This is a genomic window from Vibrio sp. 1F253, assembly GCF_041439295.1.
Classification (GTDB): Bacteria; Pseudomonadota; Gammaproteobacteria; order Enterobacterales; family Vibrionaceae; genus Vibrio; species Vibrio tasmaniensis_A.
The window spans coordinates 1-20,917 of the sequence record NZ_JBGONU010000007.1 but is presented as its reverse complement, the minus strand read 5'-3'; the positions used below and the strand labels follow the sequence as shown (position 1 = coordinate 20,917).

Below are 20,917 nucleotides of genomic sequence, written 5' to 3'. Positions count from 1 at the left end.
CGGCCTTTTTGTTTTCTGTTTTTTAAGGCTTATTCTTCCGTGATTTACTCTGGGAGAACAACCTTATTAATTACTCTTCTGCGTAACCGTGTGTACCTAATGTTTCACCGTCTAAGACAGCCCTCCCGTTTACCATCGATAAACGATCTTCAGCAAACCATTTACAAACCATCGGGTAAATACAGTGCTCTTGAGTCAGTACTCGGCTTGCTAACATGTCAGCATCATCATCTTCAAATACCGGCACCTTGGCTTGCAAGATTACAGGGCCACCATCAAGTTCTTCGGTAACAAAGTGGACGCTTGTACCGTGCTCTTTGTCTTGTGCATCAATGGCACGCTGGTGGGTGTGTAGGCCTGGGTATTTAGGTAACAGGGAAGGGTGGATGTTGACCATTTTACCGGCATAGTGACGAACAAATTCTGAACTCAAGATACGCATGTATCCCGCAAGTACGATTAAATCGGGTTGGTAAGCATCGATCTGAATCATCAATTCATGATCGAACTCTTCACGTGAACCATAGTTTTTTGGGTTCACAGAATGTGCGTCAACACCTGCTGATTTTGCTCTCTCTAGACCAAAAGCCTCTGCTTTGTTTGAGAAGACAGCTTTAACTGAAGCATCAATCATATTGCTATCGCAGGCGTCCAAAATTGCTTGCAAGTTACTTCCGCTTCCTGAAACTAAAACGACGATGTTTTTCTTAGAGTGACTGTTATTCATAGAATGGCTGTTTTTCATAGAGTGGGTCATGCGATTGATTAACTGAACTGTTTACAATGTACCTACATAAACTAAGGTTTTCTGTGGGCCAAATAGCAAAATGAGGACCATAAGGTCCTCATTGATTAACTAAGTAAGTGAGCATATCACTTATTTGATTTCAACTTGCTCTTCGCCAGCTTCAGCGTTTGCGATCTCACCGATAACCCAAGCGTTTTCGCCTTCGGCTTTCAGCAGTTCAACCGCAGCGTCTGCTTGATCTTTAGGTAGAGCAACAACTAGGCCTACACCACAGTTGAAAGTGCGGTACATTTCAAATGTCTCCACGTTACCTTTCTCTTGTAACCAGTTGAAGATAGCAGGCCATTCCCAGCTCTTGCCATCAATCACTGCTTTAGTACCTTCAGGAAGTACGCGTGGGATGTTTTCCCAGAAACCACCACCTGTGATGTGCGAGATAGCATGAATGTCATGCTCTGCAATCATCTTAAGTGCCGATTTGATGTAAATCTTAGTCGGTTCTAGTAGGTGTTCACCGATAGTGCGACCTTCTAGCTCTTCACTCTTATCAGCACCAGAAACTTCTAGAACTTTACGAATCAAAGAGTAACCATTTGAGTGTGGACTACTTGAGCCAACAGCGATAAGTGCGTCGCCTGCAGCTACTTTAGTACCGTCGATGATGTCAGCTTTTTCTACAACACCAACACAGAAGCCGGCTACATCGTAGTCGTCGCCTTCGTACATACCTGGCATTTCAGCAGTTTCACCGCCGATGAGTGCACAACCTGCTTGAACACAGCCTTCAGCAATACCAGAAACAACATCTGTTGCTGTATCTACATCTAGCTTACCTGTTGCGTAGTAGTCTAGGAAGAATAGCGGCTCACCACCTTGAACGATTAAGTCGTTCACACACATTGCCACTAGGTCGATACCAATGGTGTCGTGTTTTTTCAGATCCAAAGCAAGGCGAAGTTTAGTACCAACACCATCAGTACCTGAAACAAGTACCGGCTCTTTGTATTTCGTTGGAAGTTCACATAGGGCGCCAAAGCCACCAATACCGCCCATTACTTCAGGGCGACGAGTGCGTTTAACAGCACCTTTAATACGGTCTACTAGTGCATTACCTGCATCGATATCAACACCAGCGTCTTTGTAGCTTAGAGAAGAAGTATTACCACTCACGGGATAGTCCTCGAACTTAAGTTGGATGTGAAAACGGCGCTATTCTAACAGGGCTTGATTATGAAGAGCAAACGTTTGCGCGGTTTTTTTTATTAGAATAAAGATTCTGAAATAACCCCACAGTTCGTGTATAATCTACAGGTTTGTTTAAATATTGCCGGAGTTGGAAATGAAAGTTGTTGAAGTGAAACACCCGCTAGTAAAACATAAAATTGGCCTGATGCGTGAAGGTGACATTAGTACTAAGCGTTTTCGTGAGCTAGCGACAGAAGTGGGTAGCCTTCTAACATACGAAGCGACATCAGACTTTGAAACTGAACGTGTAACTATTGATGGTTGGAACGGCCCAGTAGAAGTTGACCAAATTAAAGGTAAAAAGGTAACAGTAGTGCCAATCCTACGTGCAGGTCTAGGCATGATGGATGGTGTTTTAGAGCATATGCCAAGTGCTCGAATCAGTGTCGTAGGTATCTACCGTGACGAAGAAACATTAGAGCCTGTACCATACTTCAACAAGCTAGCATCTAACATTGATGAGCGTATTGCTCTAGTGGTTGATCCAATGTTAGCAACTGGCGGTTCTATGATTGCAACTCTTGACCTTCTAAAAGAGCAAGGCTGTAAAGTATTTAAAGTACTGGTACTTGTTGCTGCCCCTGAAGGTATCGCTGCACTAGAAAAAGCGCACCCAGATGTTGAGCTTTACACTGCTGCAATCGATGAGAAGCTAAACGACAAGGGCTACATTGTTCCTGGTCTTGGCGATGCTGGTGATAAGATCTTCGGTACTAAGTAATTCGGTTTCAGCTTAAGTTACGCTAAACCGTTTCTTAACTCGCTGAATTAGCCGTATTAATAAAAAGGGAGAGCATTCGATGCTCTCCCTTTTTTGATCTTGCTAGCTTGTGATGCTCTTAATTGAGGCTCACAAGCCTCTACAGTTTGTTGACTTGCAGTTAGTCGATTTGGGCTTTATCTACTACGGTGTTGTCGCCTAGCTCTTCAGGAAGGACTAGGTTCAGTAGAATAGCAACGATACCGCATAAGCTTACGCCTTGCAGACTAAAGTCGCCGATGCCAAATGCCATGCCGCCAATACCGAAGACTAAAGTAATGCCGACAATCACAAGGTTACGTGATTTGTGTAGGTCGACTTTGTTCTGAATTAAAGTATTCAAGCCTACGGTTGCGATAGAACCAAACAGAAGAATCATGATGCCGCCCATAACAGGAACTGGAATCGTTTGAAGTAGTGCGCCTAGCTTACCTACTAATGCTAGAACAATCGCTGTTACTGCTGCCCAAGTCATGATCACTGGATTGAATGCTTTGGTCAGCATTACAGCCCCCGTTACTTCACTGTAGGTTGTATTTGGTGGAGCACCCAACATAGAAGCAGCAATCGTTGCCACGCCGTCACCAGTTATTGTGCGGTGTAAACCTGGCTTCTTAAGGTAGTCTTTACCGGTTACATTCGAAATAGCAAGCATGTCGCCTACGTGTTCAACAGCAGGTGCAATTGCTACAAATACCATAAAGAAGATAGCGTTGATGTTGAACTCTGGTGCTGTGAAGTTAGGTAGAGCTAACCAAGCGGCCTGAGCGACAGGGGTAAAATCAACGACACCGTAAACTAAGCTCGTTACATAACCAGCCACAATACCGCCGAAGATCGGCAGCAGCTTAAGAAAGCCTTTCGAGAAAACACTGATGACAATCGTCACAAGTAATGATATCGATGAAATCCATAATGCTGCGTCTGCATCAATAAGTTGAACCGCACCATCGCCTGTTTTACCTAGCGCCATGTTTACCGCAACAGGCGCAAGACCTAAGCCGATCACCATGATTACAGGGCCAACTACGACTGGTGGAAGTAGTTTGTGGATAAAGGCTACACCACGTACCTTAATTAAGGCACCCATTAATACATACACAACACCTGCCGCCATAAGGCCGCCCATGGTTGCACCTACACCCCAAGTTTGAATGCCAAACATGATAGGTGCGATGAATGCAAAAGAAGACGCAAGGAAAATAGGTACTGAACGGCGTGTAATAAGTTGGAATAAAAGGGTACCGATACCTGCACCAAAGAGCGCTACGTTGGGATCAAGGCCTGTCAGCAGGGGCACCAGTACAAGTGCACCAAAAGCGACAAATAGCATTTGCGCACCTTGCAGAGCATTTTTCATGTTATGTCCTTAAAAATGGTCGTTATATGAAAAGCGAAAAATAAAATTCGCGGGATTCTATCACTTGGCAATCGGTTGCTATGTCAGATAGATCAAATTTATTTATATTAGTTATGTTTATCTCTATCAAAATAAGAAAAATTCAGTTTACAAGTGAACGATTTATCATGGTCAGGTGATATTTTGTGGTTATTAAACACAGTGGGTGCTAACGACCTTGCCCCTCAATCCATAGTTGCTTATCATCAAGGCACAAGCTTTGAATATTAGGATCAATATGCGCTACATAGCATTGTTGTTGATGGGACTATTAGCCTCTCCGAGTTATGCCTTAACTCAAGTAGATATCTTTAGTGCTGAAGTTGCGATTAACGCTGAAGACAAACAACCAGAACAAGTGGCAAGAAATACTGGCATGGAGCAGGTATTGATACGTGCGACTGGCCAAACTGATGTCGCGTCGAATGAGACGATTCAAAAGGCGATGCGTAAGAGTGCGCAGTACATGTCTCAAATGAGTTTTGGCGAAAGCAATGACCAATCAACATTGCGTATGCGTTTTAATGGTGCTCAAATTCGTTCACTACTGTCTCAAGCGCAATTACCGTACTGGCCTGATACTCGCTCAAATATTCTTGTTTGGCTGGTAGAAGAGAGTAACTACGACAAGAACATTGTCTGGGAACACTCCAACTCACTGTTAGCTGTAGGCTTACAAGCCAATGCAAAAGAGCGCGGTTTGCCTTTGATGTTTCCTGTTGGTGATTTTGATGATGTTACGGGAGTGGCCACCTCGGATTTGTGGGGCAGCTTTGTAACACCGATTAGCAACGCGAGTCAACGTTACCCTGTTGATGCTGTTTTGGTGATTAAGGCACAGTCTTCTGGATTACGCTGGACTTTGTATGATCAAAAACCAAACCAACTAACGAGCGCGCCAAAATCGCCTGTGAGTGGTTCGGTATCGGGCAACAGCGTGACGACTTCTAAGAAGCTTGTTGACCAAATCAGTAACTACTACGCGAGTAAGAGTGCAGTAACGGTTGCGAGTGAATCTTCGGAATCAATCTTAACGCAGTTTATCAGCCTGAATAACGCGCAAGACTTCTTCCAATTGGAGAATGCACTGAAGCGTCTAAACTCGGTGGCAAGCTTAGATATTCTACAAATTCAAAACAATGAAGTGACGTTCCGAATTCATTTGTTATCGACCCAACAAGAGTTTGAACAAGAAGTTGAAAGCATTCGCCAAGTCGCGAAGGTTGAAGAGTCTTATATCGAACCTGAAGTGAGCCCAGAATTTGAAGCGCAAGATAACATTATGTCTGTAGGCGATGACTCTGCTGTTGTTACTGATGCGATGGGCAATGAAACTACCCCAAGCGTTCAAGTGATGAAAGGTAGTGAGTTATCTACAGGTGCTGAGCTAACAAATACAACTGAGGTGACGCTAGGTGAATCTGATGAGGAAGCGCTACCAGTCACAGCGCCAGTGCACGCTAAGCCAAGCTTAGTATACGAATGGGTTCGCTCGTAATCGTCTACCGACATGACAGATTGATATGAAATCACGAAAAAAGCCCTGCAAGAGAAATCTCGCAGGGCTTTTTGTTTATCTGTTGCCATGTCAGATCTAGAGCATCGAATCAATATTATTGCTCGAATTTAGCTTTCTCTTTCTTTTCTACTTCGGAAAGGCGCTTCAGCTTGATGCCTAACTCTTTGGCTCTAAAACGGGTAAATAATATATTGCCCGCGAAGCCTAGAGTCGTCGAAAGCAGTTCTACAGCGGCTAACAAGCGCTCTCCACCGTCTACATACATAATAGTTAACGCGTGTAGGAAGTAGAGCATTAAGACGAAATTCGCCCAAGCATGCGTATAAGGTTTGCCCGATAATATTCCCGGTAATGGTAGTAACAGCGGTATAGCCCAAGCAATCGCCAGTGTTACATTACTGAGGTGAGGGTGCGGTGAAAGTGTCATCTGCCAAGCAACCACCCAGAATAAAAGCGACAAATTGCCCGTTAAAGCAAGGTAGCGAAATAGCTTGGTTTTGGGAGACATCGGTCTCTCTGACATATACATCATTGAGGCATTCCCTTTTGGTTAATAGCGATGCGCGCTACGCGTTTGCCTAGGTTTTTCGCCAACTCAATTTCTTCTTTGCTTAATGAAGCGCTCTCTCCAGTGCTGCTTGCACCGTAAGGTGTGCCACCGGTTTGAGTGGTGTGCAGCGCAGGTTCTGAATAGGGGATGCCCACGACTAACATGCCATGATGAAGTAGAGGCAGCATCATGCTTTGCTGTGTCGTCTCTTGACCACCATGTAGTGATGAAGAGGAAGTAAATACACAAGCTGGTTTATCGATGAGATCGCCATTAATCCATAACGATGTTGTGCTATCCCAAAAGTGCTTCATTGGCCCAGCCATATTGCCAAACCATACTGGGCTGCCGAGTGCTAAACCATCGCAAGAACGGAGATCTTGTAAGGTCGCAATAGGATCTGTTGGTTGATAGCGCGAATCCGGCTGCTCTTCTACCGTATACACGTTGTTCACCGTTCTTAGCATGGCTTCGCAGTTCGGGATAGATTCCACCCCTCGAGCGATTTGCCTTGCTAGCGCTTGGGTGTTGCCGTGTCGACTATAGTAGAGAACAAGAATGTTGATGCTCATATTGGATTACAGAATCTCTAGTACTTGTTCTGGTGGACGACCAATTTTTGCTTTGTTGTTCGCGACAACCACTGGACGTTCAAACAGTTTTGGATTCGTTGCCATTGCAGCGAAAAGATCTTCATCAGTCACTGATGCGTCACCAAGGTTCGCTTCTTTGTAATCCGCTTCTTTGGTACGCATCATGTCGCGAACACTCTCAAAACCAAGCTGAGTGAAAAGCACTTTTAGCTGTTCAACAGTCAAAGGCGCATCTAGGTATTTGATCACCTCTGGTTGTACGCCGTTTGCTTCAAGCAGTTCGAGAGTTTGACGGCTCTTTGAGCAGCGTGGGTTATGATAAATCACGACAGACATGGTTCTTCCTCATTATTATTTTTGATTTAATAGTTCAGCCGAAGCCAACTGAGTGGCTTCTTATTGTGTAACGTTGAGCTTTCTTTGTATTTTGGCAACGAGCTTCGCTACCAGTCATTATACTTATTGCAACGATAAGAAGCGTTCGCGCTGTATCATTAGTTGATCAATTCGAGCGTCATAACGTGCTTGTTTTAGGCTGCCTAGTTCTGCTATTTGGCTCGCCTGCGTGTAGTACTGAATCGCTTTGCTCCAGTTGGCTTGCAGTGCCAAAATCTCTGCCCTAGCAGACAATTCTTCATCGCTGTTGCCAAGGTTTGTATTTGCCTTTGAAAGCAGGTACCACCCATTGGTGTCGTTCGGGTTATCGTGCGTGTAACGTTGCAACACGCGAACGGCTTCCTGTAGGTCTTCATTTTCGATCAGCGCATTGGCGTAGTTTATGGTTAGAACTGAGTTGTTTGGTTGACGCTCAAGTGCTGACTTAAGTTCTTTAATCGCAATCTCAGGCTTTTTCTGTTCAATGTGCAGATCTGAAATAGCATCCAGATAGAACAAGTTGGTTGGGTCGCTATTCATCAGCTTGGTCAGAATTGGTTCTGCTTTATCTAATTTTTTTGAATCTAGGTAAACCAGTGCTTGCCCATACTCTAATGATGGAACCAAGGCTTTGGGGGCTTTCTTCAGCTTTCGCTCAAACCAATCAAGAGCTGCATCATTATTGATACCAGCATAGCGCGCAACAATACGGGCTCTTGCTAAATGGTAATCCAATGACGGAGCCAGTTTTAGTGGGGTATAGCTACGAGCACGAGCGCGTGAATCTGTGATTCGGTCTTCAGGCAACGGGTGAGTTAATAGCATTGGTGGCGGTGTGCTTGCATAGCGGTATTCATCAGCTAAGCGACCAAAGAAACGTGGCATAGCGTTTACATCGAACCCTGCTTTTGCCAGCGTGTTGATGCCAAAGCGGTCGGCTTCTTTTTCATTACTTCGGGTGTAGTTTATTTGGCTTTGCATGTTACCAGCAGTTGTTGCAGTGATCGCTGCGATACCGGCTTCTGGTGCTGCAATCGCTAATAATACAGAAGCGGCCAGTGCTGCGATGGTTGCAGGAGAGCGGCGAGCTTGATCTTCCATACTACGTGCTAAGTGACGCTGGGTAACGTGCGCGATTTCGTGCGCCAATACGGAAGCGAGTTCACTTTCAGACTGTGCATGCAAGAACAAACCTGAGTGCAAAGCAACATAACCACCAAAAAAAGCAAAAGCGTTGATGTTTCGGTCACGGATCATAAAGAACTGGAAAGGTGTCTTTACATCATTTGCGTTCGCAACAAGGCGATGGCCAAGCGTGTCAATGTATTGGTTTAGAACCGGGTCGTTTACGATAGGCTGGCTGCTTCTGATGATGCGCATGTAGGCATCACCATAGATAAGTTCTTGGTCGATAGTGAGTGTGCCGCCAGCCGCGGTGCCGATATCGGGAAGCTCCAAACCATTGGTATTTGCCAACGTTGGAGTGCTTAATGTAGCTGCGATGCATAAGCAAGCAATTGAGCGAGCGCGTTTAAACATATTAGTCAGTAATACTCCGTTTCTTCTGACAGTAAGACAAGTGCAATGCAAATTGGTTCTCTATCTGATGTAACCTTTACCAAGTGCGTGCGCTATCATGAAGGAAGATGAATGAATGATGGCGCGTTTTCAAAAACAGATTACAATACGACCCTTATAATAAGCATCGAGCTAAAGAATGACACCTAATATTCTAGATTTACGCCAAGAGCGCTGTCCAATGGCACTATTATTAGCCAAGCGTCACAGTGTAAAGTTAGAAGTAGGGCAATCATTGTCAATTTATGTCTCTGATAACAGCTCGATGAAAGATATTGTTACTTTTTTGTCTAAGCAAGCCTATGACGTCATCGTAGAGGTTTGCTCTAATTACCATCATCTCCTCGTCACTAAAAAGGAATTGCAGTCAAATGCTTGAAATGGTCAATCGTTGGTATAAACGACGTTTCTCTGATCCCCATGCTGTCAGCTTGGTTGCCATCATTCTCTTCGGCTTTATAACGATCTACTTCTTTGGTCACCTCATTGCCCCACTTTTGGTGGCTATTGTTTTGGCTTATCTGCTTGAGTGGCCGGTTACTCAACTTCAAAGACTCGGTGTTCCAAGAACCCCATCAGTGATGTTGGTGATTTTAATGTTCTTTAGCGTGATGTTACTTGCGCTGTTTGGTCTAGTACCAACGATTTGGGAACAGGTAGGTAACCTTATCAATGATATTCCAAGCATGTATGGTGGCTTACAGAAGTTCATCGCAACCATTCCTGAGCGTTACCCTGAACTAGCAAACCTGCAGATCGTTGAATCGATTGTGTCTAATGCGAAAAACAAAGCATTAGGCTTTGGCGAAAGCGTTGTGAAGGGCTCTTTAGCTTCTCTTGTTAGTTTGGCGACGCTTGCGGTTTACCTGATTCTTGTACCGCTGCTGATTTTCTTCCTTTTGAAAGACAAAGAAGAGATGATCAGTATGGCTAGTGGTGTTCTGCCTAAGAACCGTCGTCTAGCGACCAAGGTTTGGGTAGAGATGAACCAACAAATCTCAAATTACATTCGCGGTAAGGTGCTTGAGATTTTGATCGTCGGTGGTGTCAGCTACGTAACCTTTGCGATTCTGGATTTACGTTATTCAGCACTGCTGGCTGTCGCGGTCGGCTTCTCGGTATTGATTCCTTATATCGGCGCGGCGGCTGTGACCGTTCCAGTCGCGATTGTTGGCCTGTTCCAGTGGGGCTTAGAACCTCAGTTTTATTGGTTGCTTCTCGCTTACGGTATTATCCAAGCGTTAGATGGTAACGTGCTCGTTCCTGTTCTGTTCTCTGAAGCAGTGAACCTACACCCAGTAGCGATTATTGTAGCGGTGTTGGTGTTTGGCGGACTGTGGGGGTTCTGGGGCGTGTTCTTTGCTATCCCTCTAGCCACGTTGGTGAAAGCGGTTTGGAATGCCTTACCGAGTCACGCTCTCGATGATGACCCTGAACATCAATCGTAATTGAACGCGCTATCAATTTGAATGCGCTATCAATTTTAATAAGTACAAAAAGGCCGAATATCCACGATATTCGGCCTTTTTGCATTTGGATTAGTCCATTGTGAACTTAGATCATCTAGATGCGAATTTAGAGAATCAACTCACTAAAATCGACATTAAGCTTCTGGGTTGAAGTAATCTAAAACCACTTCGTGGTGAGTCTTAGTCTTGAACTTGTTGAAGACGTGTTCAATCTGACCTTCTTCATCAATTAGAAAGCTAATACGGTGCAGACCGTCGTACACTTTACCCATAAATTTCTTCTCGCCCCAAACTCCAAACTGTTCAGCAACGCTGTGGTCTTCGTCAGATAGCAGTGTGAAGTTCAGAGATTTCTTCGCAACGAAATTTGGTAGGCGTTTTACTGGGTCAACACTCACACCTAGAACAACCACATTCAGGTCATCAAGCTGTGCTTTGATATCACGCAGGCCTTCTGCTTGCACAATACAACCCGGAGTCATTGCTTTTGGGTAAAAATAGAAAAGGACTTTTTTACCTTTGAAGTCACCAAGAGATACGATATTGCCATCTTGATCTGGAAGAGAAAAAGCAGGTGCTGGAACACCAGCCGTTAGCGTATTCATGATATTTCCTTTTTAAAAACTGTTTTTGATAAAGTTGAGCGAGCCTTGTACGGATAGGCTCTGACACAGCGCGTCGAATTCTTCTTGTAGCTGCATCAAATTACATTCTGATTGCACAGAAGCGGTAATAGAGATATGGAATTGGTCGTTGTCGAGCTGAACTTTAGATTTATTAATGGTTCGCGCACTTAACGAATCGAGGCCGATGTTTCGGTCTGCGAAGAACTGGGTAAACTGCTCGGTAAGGCCGATTTTATCGTCTGACTCAACGAACACCTCTACTGTGTAAGAGTTCTCAATAACATCATGAGTTGAGGTTCGCTTCATAATCGTAATCAAGTCGTGCTCTTGTCCAAGCAAGGGCAGGGTGGTTTCAACGCGGGTGATGTTGTTTGCCTTTCCAGACAGTAGCATGATAAGCGTAAATTCTTCGCCAAATTGAGCGATACGGCTATCAATAATGTTACAGCCTGATTGGGTGACTAAATGAACCACTTGGTTGCATACACCTGGGCGATCTGTGCCCACAGCTGTGATTACTAGATGTTGAGTCATAAAATCACGTCTCTTATATTCCATTGATTCATGCATGTTAGCACAGTTAGCTAGAGGAATAAGTGTGTGCTTGGGGCTTTTATGAGGCACTTTGCTTCAAATATGTAACAAGTAATAGGAATATTTAGAGTGTTCAAAATTCAAAGAGTGGTGTGAGAGCATTGCTTACTTGTTACTGACATCGAGTGCTGAGCTATTCGCTAGATTGAGTGTAGGTTACCCAAATTCTAGGTCGAACGCGGTTATAAGTCGTTTTACCTCAAACATACGACAATATTTACTGCAGATGTTGCTGGTAAGCCACTTTAATGTCTTGTGTTTATTGATTGGCTTACAGTAACATGCAAAAAGAATAAATTAAGGGAGATAGACATGTTTTCAGGAAGTATCGTTGCGCTAGTTACACCATTTAATACAGATGGTGAAGTGGATTTCGACAGCCTTAAAAAGTTAGTTGATCACCATGTTGCAGCAGGTAGTGATGGTCTGGTTGCGGTTGGCACAACTGGTGAGTCTTCAACACTCACTATTGAAGAGCATGTCAAAGTCGTCAATAAGGTCGTTGAATTTGCTGATGGCCGTATTCCTGTTATTGCTGGTACGGGTGCAAACGCAACTCACGAATCTGTACTTTTCAGCCGTTTGCTCAATGGTTCTGGTATTGCTGGTTGCCTGAGTGTAACACCGTACTACAACAAACCGACTCAAGAAGGTTTGTACCAACATTACAAAGCAATTGCTGAAGTCAGTGACGTTCCACAGATCCTTTACAATGTACCTGGTCGCACTGCGGTAGACTTGTTGCCAGAAACGGTTGCTCGTCTTGCCGAGATCGAAAACATCGTTGCACTTAAAGATGCGACGGGTGATCTTGAAAGAATTGCAATTCACCGTGAACTTTGTGGCGAAGACTTTATCTTACTAAGTGGTGATGACTTAACAGGTCTTGAATTTGTTAAGCGTGGTGGCGATGGCGTGATCTCTGTAACGAACAATGTTGCAGCTGCTGATATGGCGACTATGTTCAAGCTAGCGAAGGAAGGCAAGTTTGAGGAAGCTGAAGCGATCAATGAGCGTTTGATGCCTCTACATAAGAATTTGTTCGTTGAGTCTAACCCTATTCCCGTAAAATGGGCGGTTCACAAAATGGGTCTGATTGCTGAAGGTGGCTTACGTCTACCACTGACTGAACTGTCAAAACCAGCTCAACCTGTTGTTGCTCAAGCAATGACTGAAGCGTGCATTTACTAAAAACGTATAAAGCAATGCCGAAGCGAACCTTCGGCATTTAGGAGTATAAATGAAGTATTCTCACCAGCTAGTGATCGGTTCACTGGCTGTTTTCGTTCTTACAGCATGTTCTGGCAGCCCGACTCAACGTCGCCAAGCCAAAGATGATTTTGAATACTTAGAAACACCTGAGTTTTCACAATGGCAATTGCCTGAAGATGCTCAGCCTCAGTTTTACCCAAACTTTGATATCCCAAGCGGTGAATTCAGTGGTGGTACCGGTCGTCAAGTGGATATTCGTCCTCCTCAACAGGTTCTTGAACTGATCCCAGGTGCTCGTACTGAGCGTCAAAATGGTGAAGTGACATTATGGCTCCTTCGTGCTGAAGAGGCTGACCGAGTATGGCAAACGGCTGTAGATATGCTGACCCAGCGTAATATCGGCATTCGTGAACAGTCAGAAAATGACATTGAGACTGATTGGGTTACGTGGGTTTCTGAAGATGAAGAAGTCGAGATTGGTAGCCGCTACTCTATCTCTCGTTTCCAAGCGAACAATCGCCATGGCTTCAAGATTAATCTGATTGATTGGCGTGAAGGTTCTGAAGAGAAACCAGTATCGGCAACCAATAAAGAGCGTTACAACGCGTTCTTAACGAATCTAGTGATGGCTAAATACGATGCCAACCTTCGTGCTGAAGCGGCACTGAAAGCACAAGAGTTGGTGAAACGTATTCCTATTTCAATGGGGTCGGACCGCAGTGGTTTCCCTGTGATCATTGCTCGCACACCATACAATGTATTGTGGCAACGTCTACCTACCTTGCTACCGACGATGGGCTTCGAACTTGAAGAGCGTAACCAGTCTCAAGGTACAGTGAAAGCTAAGTATGCCGCGCCAGATGATGAATTCTGGGAAGAGATTGGCCTACAGCCTATTGACTTAGCGCCAGGTACTTACACCTTCTTGTTTGGTGATCTTGGCAACCGTACATCGATTAACGTAACGGATGCAACAGGTAAGCCTGTAGAAGAAGAGCTACTTAAGTCAATGGTACCGGTATTAGCACACGTTGCAGACCAAACCAAAGACAAGAAAGAAGCAAAATCTGAATAAGCCCTGAGCAAATTTAGAAGAAAAAAAAGAGGACATACAATGTCCTCTTTTTTATGTTTGTTAGTCAGTGTTTTATGTGCGTGTTGTCAATTTATGTTGTCATTTCGCTAACAAGGAGTCACACGCACCTGACTTGTTGGGGCTAGCGCATCAAGGGCGTTAAGCTAAATGCTTTTGCTGTCAGTCGACTCATCTTTTTGAGCTTTCTCTTGGTTCTGTTTATCCAATTGATTGAGCTTGTCTAAGTCTTTTTCTGTTTTGTTACGACCTGTCAGATCCATATTAGCGGTCTGTTTGAGCGCAGCAATATTACCCACCACAACGCTAACCACGATGATGATGATCACCCAAGGGTTTGTAAGCCACTCTAACATAAGCGCTCCTAATGACTGATATTCGCCACGAAGCGCGCATAGATCTCGTCTAGCTGCTCCGCAATAATTTCATACCCTAATATTGGCTTAGATTGGAGTTGCTTGCCAAGTAAAGTGGGAGATAACTGTGATAAACACAACTGTGAAATTTTACGGTGGCTTATATGCCAAGGTTCTATCGCCACACCACCAAGGTCTTGGCTGTAAGGAAAGAAGAATCCAAATTGAGATGCGTTGGCAGACAGCCATTGGTAAAACACTTGCTGGTGGCCAGTGAGGTATTCCCATGGTTCCAGTTGTAGCTGAGTCCCCTCAGGTAAGTGATTACGAGCAAAGACATCAAAGTCACAACCCCAATGGTGACGACTCGCTCCGGGAAGCGCAGACCACCTAAGAATCGCCGACAACTTTTGATGTTCACTGAGTGTTGAAGCATCAAGTGGTTGGCTTTCTGAGTCTAATATCGGTGCTTCACCAGAAAACTTGCGGTTCCAAATCAGAGATTGCCTTTCATAGTCGCGAAAGCCACTGGCAATCTCCATTTTAAAACCCGCGAGTTGAGCAGCTTCAATCAAGTTGTTCAGATCATCTTTGACGTCACTGTGGACCAAGAAGGTCTTGGTGCCAATCAGGTTAGGTTCCAGATGAGAATCTGATTGCCCGGTAAGCTGCTCTGGTGTCATAACGTGCCTCTCAATAATTAGATGCTATCAATCGCTGATGAAAGAACTATTTAGCGAACAGGTTCACTAGTGTTCTTTCGTACATGTCGGTTAGCTTCTCTAAATCAGCCACTTTCACGCATTCGTTAACCTTGTGAATGGTCGCATTAACCGGACCTAGTTCGACTACTTGCCCTTTCATGCGCGCAATAAAGCGTCCGTCAGAAGTACCACCTGTGGTAAGCAGTGCCGGCTTGACATCATTCACGTGACCTACTGCATCGACAATAGCATCAAGCAACGAGCCTGCGTCGGTTAAGAACGGGTCGCCATTGAATGTCCATTTCAGATCGTATTCGAAATCGTACTTGTCGAGTGTATTTGTGATTCTTTCAACGATGATGTCGTTGTTTAACTCTGTGCTAAAGCGAAGGTTAAACTGAACATTAAATTCACCAGGAATCACGTTTGATGCGCCAGTGCCCGCACTTACATTTGGGATTTGGAAGCTGGTTGGTGGGAAGTAGTCATTACCTTTATCCCACTCGGTCGTAGCCAGTTCATTGATCGCAAGCAGAGAGCTGTGTACCGGGTTGTTCGCTAGGTGAGGGTAAGCAACATGACCTTGTGTGCCTTTAACTGTTAGATCACCAGTGATAGAACCACGACGGCCGTTTTTCACGACATCACCAACGTACTCAGTACTTGATGGTTCACCCACAATACACATGTCGATGTTCTCGCCACGAGCCATCAGAGCTTCAACAACACGTACCGTACCGTTGATGAAAGGACCTTCTTCATCTGACGTGATAAGGAAACCGATTGAGCCTGTGTGATCAGGGTGTTTAGCGATGAACTGTTCTACAGCAACGATCATTGAAGCTAGAGAACCTTTCATATCTGCCGCGCCGCGACCGTGCAGGAAGCCATCTACGATAGTCGGTTCGAATGGTTTAGTGTTCCACTGCTCAATTGGGCCAGCAGGTACAACATCAGTGTGGCCAGCAAAGGCAAATAGAGGCGCTTCTGTACCACGGCGAGCCCAAAAGTTTGTCGTATCTTCAAATACCATCACTTCGATTTCAAAACCTAGCGCTTTTAAGCGTTCAATCATCAGGTCTTGGCAGCCTGCATCTTCTGGTGTTACCGATTGACGGCTGATTAGGTCTTTTACCAGAGCCAAAGTTGGGCTGTCTGTCATCCTTGAGTTCCTTGTTTAAATTAAACGTCTAGTCATTAATTTCAGGCGTTGAACAGGGGAAGTTCAACGCTTTGTTATCTGTTCTAATACAGCTGATTACGCAAAAATAGCAGCGTATTGATCAGCTTTGAAGCCAATATGAAGCTTGCCATCGACTTTCAAGATAGGGCGCTTGATCATTGCTGGTTGTTCAACAAGCAGAATTACGGCTTTTTCTTCCGTTAATGTGTCTTTTTGCTCTTGAGAAAGTTGGCGATAAGTCGTACCACGTTTGTTTAGCACAAGCTCCCACCCAAGATCTGAACAGAAGCTTGTTACTAACTCTTCAGTGATGCCTTGTTTGCGATAATCGTGAAATTCGAACTCGATACCTTCAGCTTCTAGCCATTTTTTTGCTTTTTTGATGGTGTCGCAATTCGGAATGCCAAACATAGTGATAGTCATTATTCTTCCTTTGGGTGATTTTATTTCGTTGTTATGAGTTGAATCCTATCAGGAAGCGGCAATTCAGACAAAATAGAGTGAGGAATATTTTATAGAGTGAAAAAAAACAGTAAGAAAATGTCACTATTGGAGACTTATTGATCAGCCTCAACATGTTGTCAGCAAAAAAAGAAATAATTGAGTTGCACATATATAGGAGGTGTCAATGGAGTTGAGTCCTGTTTTTGCAAGGCGGCTATATTTAGCATTGTTAGTGGAAAGCCTTGATAGGCCAAATGTGCCTAAACTCATCGAAAAAACGGGGTGGCCTCGTCGTACTATTCAAGATGTACTCAAGGCGTTACCGGGGATCGGTATTGAACTTATGTTTGTTCAAGATGGGCGACGTCATAATGATGGCTATTACCAATTATCCGACTGGGGGCCATTTGACAGTCAATGGGTTATCCAGCGTAAAGGCGATATAGCAACAAGCCTTGGATTTAGTGCATAAGCCAGCGAAAGCTGGCTTTCTTCTTTCTACTCCTTACCGATTAGCGATAAGTCGAATTAGCGACACCGATAAGCGGTGCCCAACATGGTTACGGAAGTCGCAAAATCTTGGGGAAGTGTGAAAATTACGGTGTCCGCACCTAATCCAATAGCATTGGACTTTAGCTCATTCATTGCGCCTTGAATCAGAGTGTCGTTCGGGTAAAACAGATAACTATACCAGTGGCCTTCGCTGCCGGTGACTTCCCCTTTATATTCGCACTCGTTGATATCAATCAGTCCGTGGTAATCCATTTGTACTTGGTCAGATTTGCTATGTGGGACTGTTGTCGGTGTCGTGCACCCGACTAATATGCCTGTCATAGCTAAAGCGACTAATTCCTTTTTCATACATTTATCCTGCTATTTCATCAAATAAATCGCGAAACCTACCCAGCTTGCGATCAATAGTAACCACGGCAATTTGCTGGCGTGATTTGATGTTGTTTCAACAATTGTGTCTACATTGCTCTCTTCGTCTAGATTAGTTTGTTGAGTTTGCTTCTCTTTCTGTACGCGTTTTCTTGCTTTATCGGCTTGGCGGCTGCGTTCTTTTTGCTGTTTTTTGTAAAGTGCGATGCCTTTTTCGATACCTTGAGCAATTAATTTTGTTTGTTCTTTGGTTTGAGCTGGCTTTTGCGTCGCTTTGGCTATCTTCAGTGCTTCTTGTTGAGATTCAACAGACGGTGTATTAGTTTTCTTTTTCATACTGAGTTCGACAATTAAAACGGATTAACCAATAAGATAACGCAAACCTAGTTAAGTATGAATGATTTGCGTTAAAGTGTTGGTTTGAAAACAAGTGAAAGTGAGAATTGTGCGGTACTCCATAGAACAATACGATAAACACGGCTTTTTGAAAGCCCCAATCTTATTATGGTTAGGTTGGCTGTTTCTTGCGAAAGCTTTGGTCGTTTTCATTGTTGCGGGCGCAAGCCGAGAGTCGGGAACGGATATTCTTGAGACCATCTATCCAGACCACCAGATGTTTTATGTCGGGATTGCGTTGAGTGTGCCTAGTTTGTTATTGATGTGGTTGTTTGGACTAAGATCTCCAGATAGAAAGCGCCTTAACAAAGCCGTGTCATGGGGACGTTGGGTTACCATGATGGCTATCTTGGCACAGGGCTCCCATACAATTTATTTAATCTATTTGGATAACGGATGGTTCCGTTGGTCAAATGCTATCACCCTATTATTGCTCCTCTGGTTAGCGCTTTATTTAACCAATAGCCATGCCGCTAGAGATTGCTTTAAAGTGGTTGAGCACGAAGACTGATTCTCATCAAAACATTTGTACCATTCACAATTATACTTAGAAGCTAAAACTGGAAGGAATAATCTATGCTTAATGTTTCAAATGAGCAGCCTAACGTTCAAAGTGCTATTTTGCCTGAAGCTGGGCCTTTCGCTCTTTACGTTCAACTTAAAGTGAACGCTAATACTGCTAATGTACTAGCAGAAATTCAAAAGCTTCCGACTCTAATCGACGAGCTAAACCAAACTCAACCTGATGCGAACCTAACGGCGTCGATAGCGTTCTCAAAAGCTTTTTGGGATAAGTTCGAGCAAGCTGCTCCCTCTGATCTAATTGATTTTCCTGCGCTTGGTGAAGGTGATATCACAGCACCGAGCACACTGTCTGATGTTTTGATTCACTGTCATTCAAACCGACATGATCTGCATTTCTTCATCCTACGTAAATTGCTATCTGAAGTAGCGGCAGACGTTGAAGTAATGGATGAAACTTACGGTTACCGTTTCCTAGACTCACGTGACATGACTGATTTCGTTGATGGCACTGAAAACCCGAAAGACGCGCAGCGTGCTGAAGTGGCGATTGTGCCTGAAGGTGAATTCGCAGGTGGTAGCTACGTAATGGTGCAACGTTTTGTGCATAACCTGCCTGCTTGGAATAGATTAAACGTATCGGCGCAAGAGAAAGTGGTTGGCCGTACCAAGCCAGATTCAATCGAGCTAGACGATGTTCCAGCGGCGTCTCACGTTGGCCGTGTGGATATCAAAGAAGAAGGCAAGGGCCTTAAAATTGTTCGTCATAGCCTACCTTACGGCACAGCAACAGGCGATCACGGTTTACTGTTCATCGCTTACTGTAATGTTCGTCATAATTTTGATGCGATGTTAGAGAGTATGTACGGCGAAACAGATGGCAAAACAGACCAACTGCTTCGCTTTACTAAAGCCGTCACTGGCGCTTACTACTTTGCTCCTTCAGCTGAGATGTTGAGTGCACTAACGATTAAGTAAGTCGTCTCAAATAGAATAAACAAAGGGAGCCTCATTGCTCCTTTTTTTTAAAGTTTTATATAAATAGGTCGATACAAGAGCAATCGTAAGTTTTATTCATCTTTTTGCAAGTGAAGGTCTATGGCTATAACTGTTAATACGAATGTTTCAGCATTAGTGGCTCAGAGGAATCTCTCTAATGCCAATAACATGCTGAATCAATCTTTGGAGCGCTTGGCTTCAGGGAGTCGTATTAATAGTGCAAAAGACGATGCTGCTGGCTTACAAATCTCTAATCGATTAGAAGCACAGATGAGCGGCATCGATGTTGCGGTTCGAAATGCTAACGACGGTATCTCCATTATGCAGACAGCAGAAGGGGCGATGAATGAAACCACCAATATCATGCAACGCATGCGAGACCTGTCACTGCAAGCGACTAATGGTTCGAATAGCCAATCGGAAAGGACGGCTATTCAAGAAGAAGTAACCGCCTTAAATGATGAGCTAAACCGAATTGCGGAAACCACTTCATTTGGTGGGAAAAAGCTCCTTAACGGTAGCTTTGGTAGCTCGTCATTTCAAATCGGTGGCAGCTCTGGTGAGGCGGTGCAGATAGGTTTGAAAAACATGCGCACCGATGATATCAACATGGGCGGCTTTAGCTATGTTGCTAATAGTTTGGCAAATGATTCGTGGGAAGTTAAATCCAACCAGAATGATATGAAGATGGCGTTTACCGATCGTTTTGGTCAGCTTCAAGAGATCAACATTAATGCCAAGGCGGGCGATGACATTGAAGAGCTAGCGACTTATATCAATGGTCAAACGGATCTGGTTTCGGCTTCCGTCAATGATGACGGGCAGCTTCAGATCTACATGTCAGGCGAAGACACGGCAGGCACGATCTCTTTCTCAGGCTCATTAACCAGTGAGCTTTCGATGTCGGCGGGTTATTACGAGTCAGTCGATGATATTAATGTCACTGATGTTGGGGGAGCACAGCGCGCCGTGTCTATTTTGGATACAGCGATGAAGTATGTTGATAGTCACCGTTCTGAACTCGGGGCGATGCAAAACCGCTTTGACCATGCGATTAATAACCTTGAAAATGTTCATGAGAACTTGGGGGCATCAAACAGTCGAATCAAAGATACAGACTACGCCAAAGAAACCACTCAAATGCTCAAACAACAAATACTGCAGCAAGTCAGTACCACTATTTTAGCTCAAGCTAAGCAAGCGCCGAACTTAGCTTTAACGCTGCTAGGCTAATAAATTAGGTTAATTCTTATAAAGGTATTCTCGGTTAACTCAAGTCCTTTGGTTAATTAAAATACAATATTTCCCCCGGCTGACTTTTCGACAACTTTAGCCTTTTTCTCATCTTTTTTTGATAATTTCACTGCCAGTCACGCTTTCTTATCCTTTCTCGCTATTTCTTTAATTTTGTTGCTTTTTTTCTAAAGGTTTCAGCATTCACGCCGTTATTAAAAGTAACTTAGAGATAACTACTTGGTTTTCCGAGACGTCGGAAGCCGCTATACCGGAAAATCAATTGGAGAAATCACCATGGCAGTGAATGTAAATACCAACGTATCAGCAATGACAGCACAACGTTACCTAAACAGTGCAAACAGCGCTCAACAAACATCAATGGAACGCCTATCTTCAGGTTCTAAAATCAACAGCGCAAAAGATGACGCTGCTGG

25 protein-coding genes and 1 pseudogene are annotated in these 20,917 nt (G+C 44.2%); 11 read left to right on the top strand and 15 right to left on the bottom strand.

Annotated elements, in window-relative coordinates; translation table 11 throughout:
- Positions 1-70: 70 nt before the first annotated feature.
- Together purN and purM are read right to left on the bottom strand one after the other, a co-directional pair.
- Positions 71-757 (bottom strand): phosphoribosylglycinamide formyltransferase, encoded by a 687-nt coding sequence (purN, locus tag ACED28_RS05520; RefSeq protein ID WP_086027545.1) that lies wholly within the window; start codon positions 755-757, stop codon positions 71-73.
- Positions 758-877: 120 nt separating this feature from the next.
- Positions 878-1,918, bottom strand: a complete 1,041-nt coding sequence (gene purM / locus ACED28_RS05515) for a phosphoribosylformylglycinamidine cyclo-ligase (RefSeq protein ID WP_371709469.1) — start codon at positions 1,916-1,918, stop codon at positions 878-880.
- A gap of 169 nt (positions 1,919-2,087) precedes the next feature.
- Between purM and upp the strand changes: the two genes are divergently transcribed.
- The gene (upp, locus tag ACED28_RS05510) at positions 2,088-2,714 is read left to right on the top strand and encodes a uracil phosphoribosyltransferase (RefSeq protein WP_009847387.1); all 627 of its coding nucleotides are present in this window, start codon (positions 2,088-2,090) and stop codon (positions 2,712-2,714) included.
- Between the two features lie 160 nt (positions 2,715-2,874).
- Here the strand turns inward: upp and ACED28_RS05505 are convergent, their stop codons facing one another.
- Positions 2,875-4,113, bottom strand: coding sequence for a uracil-xanthine permease family protein (locus ACED28_RS05505; protein ID WP_004734317.1), 1,239 nt, complete (start codon positions 4,111-4,113; stop codon positions 2,875-2,877).
- 277 nt (positions 4,114-4,390) lie between these two features.
- On the opposite strand from ACED28_RS05505, the gene ACED28_RS05500 reads away from it, so the two are divergent.
- Complete coding sequence (locus tag ACED28_RS05500; RefSeq protein ID WP_371709468.1) at positions 4,391-5,650, top strand: DUF2066 domain-containing protein; 1,260 nt, start codon at positions 4,391-4,393, stop codon at positions 5,648-5,650.
- 115 nt (positions 5,651-5,765) lie between these two features.
- On the opposite strand, the gene ACED28_RS05495 is transcribed toward ACED28_RS05500, so the two are convergent.
- From ACED28_RS05495 to ACED28_RS05480, 4 genes are all read right to left on the bottom strand, one after another.
- Complete coding sequence (locus tag ACED28_RS05495; protein WP_371709467.1) at positions 5,766-6,203, bottom strand: DUF2069 domain-containing protein; 438 nt, start codon at positions 6,201-6,203, stop codon at positions 5,766-5,768.
- A complete protein-coding gene (gene wrbA / locus ACED28_RS05490; protein WP_009847384.1) occupies positions 6,200-6,793 on the bottom strand; it encodes an NAD(P)H:quinone oxidoreductase in 594 nt (197 codons plus the stop codon). The genes ACED28_RS05495 and wrbA overlap by 4 nt, the downstream gene beginning before the upstream one ends.
- A 6-nt stretch (positions 6,794-6,799) precedes the next feature.
- Positions 6,800-7,150 carry an arsenate reductase (glutaredoxin) gene (gene arsC / locus ACED28_RS05485; protein WP_009847383.1) on the bottom strand — a complete coding sequence of 117 codons (351 nt, stop codon included), beginning with the start codon at positions 7,148-7,150 and terminating at the stop codon, positions 6,800-6,802.
- A gap of 123 nt (positions 7,151-7,273) precedes the next feature.
- The gene (locus tag ACED28_RS05480; protein ID WP_371709466.1) at positions 7,274-8,728 is read right to left on the bottom strand and encodes a M48 family metalloprotease; all 1,455 of its coding nucleotides are present in this window, start codon (positions 8,726-8,728) and stop codon (positions 7,274-7,276) included.
- Positions 8,729-8,906: 178 nt separating this feature from the next.
- Here ACED28_RS05480 and ACED28_RS05475 point away from each other — a divergent pair, with 178 nt between their 5' ends.
- Together ACED28_RS05475 and ACED28_RS05470 are read left to right on the top strand one after the other, a co-directional pair.
- Positions 8,907-9,146, top strand: a complete 240-nt coding sequence (locus ACED28_RS05475) for a sulfurtransferase TusA family protein (RefSeq protein ID WP_012604576.1) — start codon at positions 8,907-8,909, stop codon at positions 9,144-9,146.
- Entirely contained in the window at positions 9,139-10,215 is a 1,077-nt protein-coding gene (locus ACED28_RS05470) for an AI-2E family transporter (protein WP_009847379.1), read from the top strand. Before ACED28_RS05475 ends, ACED28_RS05470 begins: the two co-directional genes overlap by 8 nt.
- Before the next feature lie 155 nt (positions 10,216-10,370).
- Here ACED28_RS05470 and bcp read toward each other — a convergent pair whose 3' ends face one another.
- Both bcp and ACED28_RS05460 read right to left on the bottom strand, forming a co-directional pair.
- Positions 10,371-10,841, bottom strand: coding sequence for a thioredoxin-dependent thiol peroxidase (bcp, locus tag ACED28_RS05465; RefSeq protein ID WP_009847378.1), 471 nt, complete (start codon positions 10,839-10,841; stop codon positions 10,371-10,373).
- Between the two features lie 12 nt (positions 10,842-10,853).
- Complete coding sequence (locus ACED28_RS05460) at positions 10,854-11,396, bottom strand: glycine cleavage system protein R (protein ID WP_009847377.1); 543 nt, start codon at positions 11,394-11,396, stop codon at positions 10,854-10,856.
- A gap of 372 nt (positions 11,397-11,768) precedes the next feature.
- Here ACED28_RS05460 and dapA point away from each other — a divergent pair, with 372 nt between their 5' ends.
- A complete protein-coding gene (gene dapA / locus ACED28_RS05455) occupies positions 11,769-12,647 on the top strand; it encodes a 4-hydroxy-tetrahydrodipicolinate synthase (protein ID WP_009847376.1) in 879 nt (292 codons plus the stop codon).
- Positions 12,648-12,696: 49 nt separating this feature from the next.
- Positions 12,697-13,743 carry an outer membrane protein assembly factor BamC gene (bamC, locus tag ACED28_RS05450; RefSeq protein WP_371709465.1) on the top strand — a complete coding sequence of 349 codons (1,047 nt, stop codon included), beginning with the start codon at positions 12,697-12,699 and terminating at the stop codon, positions 13,741-13,743.
- A 164-nt stretch (positions 13,744-13,907) separates the two neighbouring features.
- Here bamC and ACED28_RS05445 read toward each other — a convergent pair whose 3' ends face one another.
- The 4 genes from ACED28_RS05445 to ACED28_RS05430 form a co-directional block, all read right to left on the bottom strand.
- Complete coding sequence (locus ACED28_RS05445) at positions 13,908-14,117, bottom strand: DUF2897 family protein (protein ID WP_371709464.1); 210 nt, start codon at positions 14,115-14,117, stop codon at positions 13,908-13,910.
- An 8-nt stretch (positions 14,118-14,125) separates the two neighbouring features.
- Positions 14,126-14,800 carry a M15 family metallopeptidase gene (locus tag ACED28_RS05440; protein ID WP_371709463.1) on the bottom strand — a complete coding sequence of 225 codons (675 nt, stop codon included), beginning with the start codon at positions 14,798-14,800 and terminating at the stop codon, positions 14,126-14,128.
- A 46-nt stretch (positions 14,801-14,846) separates the two neighbouring features.
- Positions 14,847-15,983, bottom strand: coding sequence for a succinyl-diaminopimelate desuccinylase (gene dapE, locus ACED28_RS05435; protein ID WP_371709462.1), 1,137 nt, complete (start codon positions 15,981-15,983; stop codon positions 14,847-14,849).
- A 96-nt stretch (positions 15,984-16,079) separates the two neighbouring features.
- Complete coding sequence (locus ACED28_RS05430) at positions 16,080-16,427, bottom strand: ArsC family reductase (RefSeq protein ID WP_371709461.1); 348 nt, start codon at positions 16,425-16,427, stop codon at positions 16,080-16,082.
- A gap of 205 nt (positions 16,428-16,632) precedes the next feature.
- On the opposite strand from ACED28_RS05430, the gene ACED28_RS05425 reads away from it, so the two are divergent.
- Positions 16,633-16,920 carry a helix-turn-helix domain-containing protein gene (locus ACED28_RS05425; RefSeq protein ID WP_004734273.1) on the top strand — a complete coding sequence of 96 codons (288 nt, stop codon included), beginning with the start codon at positions 16,633-16,635 and terminating at the stop codon, positions 16,918-16,920.
- Between the two features lie 56 nt (positions 16,921-16,976).
- Here the strand turns inward: ACED28_RS05425 and ACED28_RS05420 are convergent, their stop codons facing one another.
- Positions 16,977-17,309 (bottom strand): DUF4156 domain-containing protein, encoded by a 333-nt coding sequence (locus tag ACED28_RS05420; RefSeq protein WP_102257778.1) that lies wholly within the window; start codon positions 17,307-17,309, stop codon positions 16,977-16,979.
- Positions 17,310-17,321: 12 nt separating this feature from the next.
- Positions 17,322-17,666: a DUF2956 domain-containing protein gene (locus ACED28_RS05415; RefSeq protein ID WP_135381670.1), complete on the bottom strand. Its 345-nt coding sequence runs from the start codon at positions 17,664-17,666 to the stop codon at positions 17,322-17,324.
- A gap of 109 nt (positions 17,667-17,775) precedes the next feature.
- On the opposite strand from ACED28_RS05415, the gene ACED28_RS05410 reads away from it, so the two are divergent.
- The 4 genes and pseudogenes from ACED28_RS05410 to ACED28_RS05395 form a co-directional block, all read left to right on the top strand.
- The gene (locus ACED28_RS05410; protein WP_371709460.1) at positions 17,776-18,237 is read left to right on the top strand and encodes a DUF2919 domain-containing protein; all 462 of its coding nucleotides are present in this window, start codon (positions 17,776-17,778) and stop codon (positions 18,235-18,237) included.
- 65 nt (positions 18,238-18,302) lie between these two features.
- A complete protein-coding gene (locus ACED28_RS05405; RefSeq protein WP_371709459.1) occupies positions 18,303-19,226 on the top strand; it encodes a Dyp-type peroxidase in 924 nt (307 codons plus the stop codon).
- Between the two features lie 120 nt (positions 19,227-19,346).
- A complete protein-coding gene (locus ACED28_RS05400) occupies positions 19,347-20,480 on the top strand; it encodes a flagellin (RefSeq protein ID WP_371709458.1) in 1,134 nt (377 codons plus the stop codon).
- Positions 20,481-20,777: 297 nt separating this feature from the next.
- Positions 20,778-20,917: pseudogene (locus ACED28_RS05395) on the top strand (flagellin); the annotation flags it as partial.

Coding starts and splice junctions, on each gene's coding strand:
- purN (WP_086027545.1), bottom strand. CDS start 757: ATGACCCACTCTATGAAAAACAGCCATTCTATGAATAACAGTCACTCT.
- upp (WP_009847387.1), top strand. CDS start 2,088: ATGAAAGTTGTTGAAGTGAAACACCCGCTAGTAAAACATAAAATTGGC.
- ACED28_RS05505 (WP_004734317.1), bottom strand. CDS start 4,113: ATGAAAAATGCTCTGCAAGGTGCGCAAATGCTATTTGTCGCTTTTGGT.
- ACED28_RS05500 (WP_371709468.1), top strand. CDS start 4,391: ATGCGCTACATAGCATTGTTGTTGATGGGACTATTAGCCTCTCCGAGT.
- ACED28_RS05495 (WP_371709467.1), bottom strand. CDS start 6,203: ATGATGTATATGTCAGAGAGACCGATGTCTCCCAAAACCAAGCTATTT.
- wrbA (WP_009847384.1), bottom strand. CDS start 6,793: ATGAGCATCAACATTCTTGTTCTCTACTATAGTCGACACGGCAACACC.
- arsC (WP_009847383.1), bottom strand. CDS start 7,150: ATGTCTGTCGTGATTTATCATAACCCACGCTGCTCAAAGAGCCGTCAA.
- ACED28_RS05480 (WP_371709466.1), bottom strand. CDS start 8,728: ATGTTTAAACGCGCTCGCTCAATTGCTTGCTTATGCATCGCAGCTACA.
- ACED28_RS05475 (WP_012604576.1), top strand. CDS start 8,907: ATGACACCTAATATTCTAGATTTACGCCAAGAGCGCTGTCCAATGGCA.
- ACED28_RS05470 (WP_009847379.1), top strand. CDS start 9,139: ATGCTTGAAATGGTCAATCGTTGGTATAAACGACGTTTCTCTGATCCC.
- bcp (WP_009847378.1), bottom strand. CDS start 10,841: ATGAATACGCTAACGGCTGGTGTTCCAGCACCTGCTTTTTCTCTTCCA.
- ACED28_RS05460 (WP_009847377.1), bottom strand. CDS start 11,396: ATGACTCAACATCTAGTAATCACAGCTGTGGGCACAGATCGCCCAGGT.
- dapA (WP_009847376.1), top strand. CDS start 11,769: ATGTTTTCAGGAAGTATCGTTGCGCTAGTTACACCATTTAATACAGAT.
- bamC (WP_371709465.1), top strand. CDS start 12,697: ATGAAGTATTCTCACCAGCTAGTGATCGGTTCACTGGCTGTTTTCGTT.
- ACED28_RS05445 (WP_371709464.1), bottom strand. CDS start 14,117: ATGTTAGAGTGGCTTACAAACCCTTGGGTGATCATCATCATCGTGGTT.
- ACED28_RS05440 (WP_371709463.1), bottom strand. CDS start 14,800: ATGACACCAGAGCAGCTTACCGGGCAATCAGATTCTCATCTGGAACCT.
- dapE (WP_371709462.1), bottom strand. CDS start 15,983: ATGACAGACAGCCCAACTTTGGCTCTGGTAAAAGACCTAATCAGCCGT.
- ACED28_RS05430 (WP_371709461.1), bottom strand. CDS start 16,427: ATGACTATCACTATGTTTGGCATTCCGAATTGCGACACCATCAAAAAA.
- ACED28_RS05425 (WP_004734273.1), top strand. CDS start 16,633: ATGGAGTTGAGTCCTGTTTTTGCAAGGCGGCTATATTTAGCATTGTTA.
- ACED28_RS05420 (WP_102257778.1), bottom strand. CDS start 17,309: ATGAAAAAGGAATTAGTCGCTTTAGCTATGACAGGCATATTAGTCGGG.
- ACED28_RS05415 (WP_135381670.1), bottom strand. CDS start 17,666: ATGAAAAAGAAAACTAATACACCGTCTGTTGAATCTCAACAAGAAGCA.
- ACED28_RS05405 (WP_371709459.1), top strand. CDS start 18,303: ATGCTTAATGTTTCAAATGAGCAGCCTAACGTTCAAAGTGCTATTTTG.
- ACED28_RS05400 (WP_371709458.1), top strand. CDS start 19,347: ATGGCTATAACTGTTAATACGAATGTTTCAGCATTAGTGGCTCAGAGG.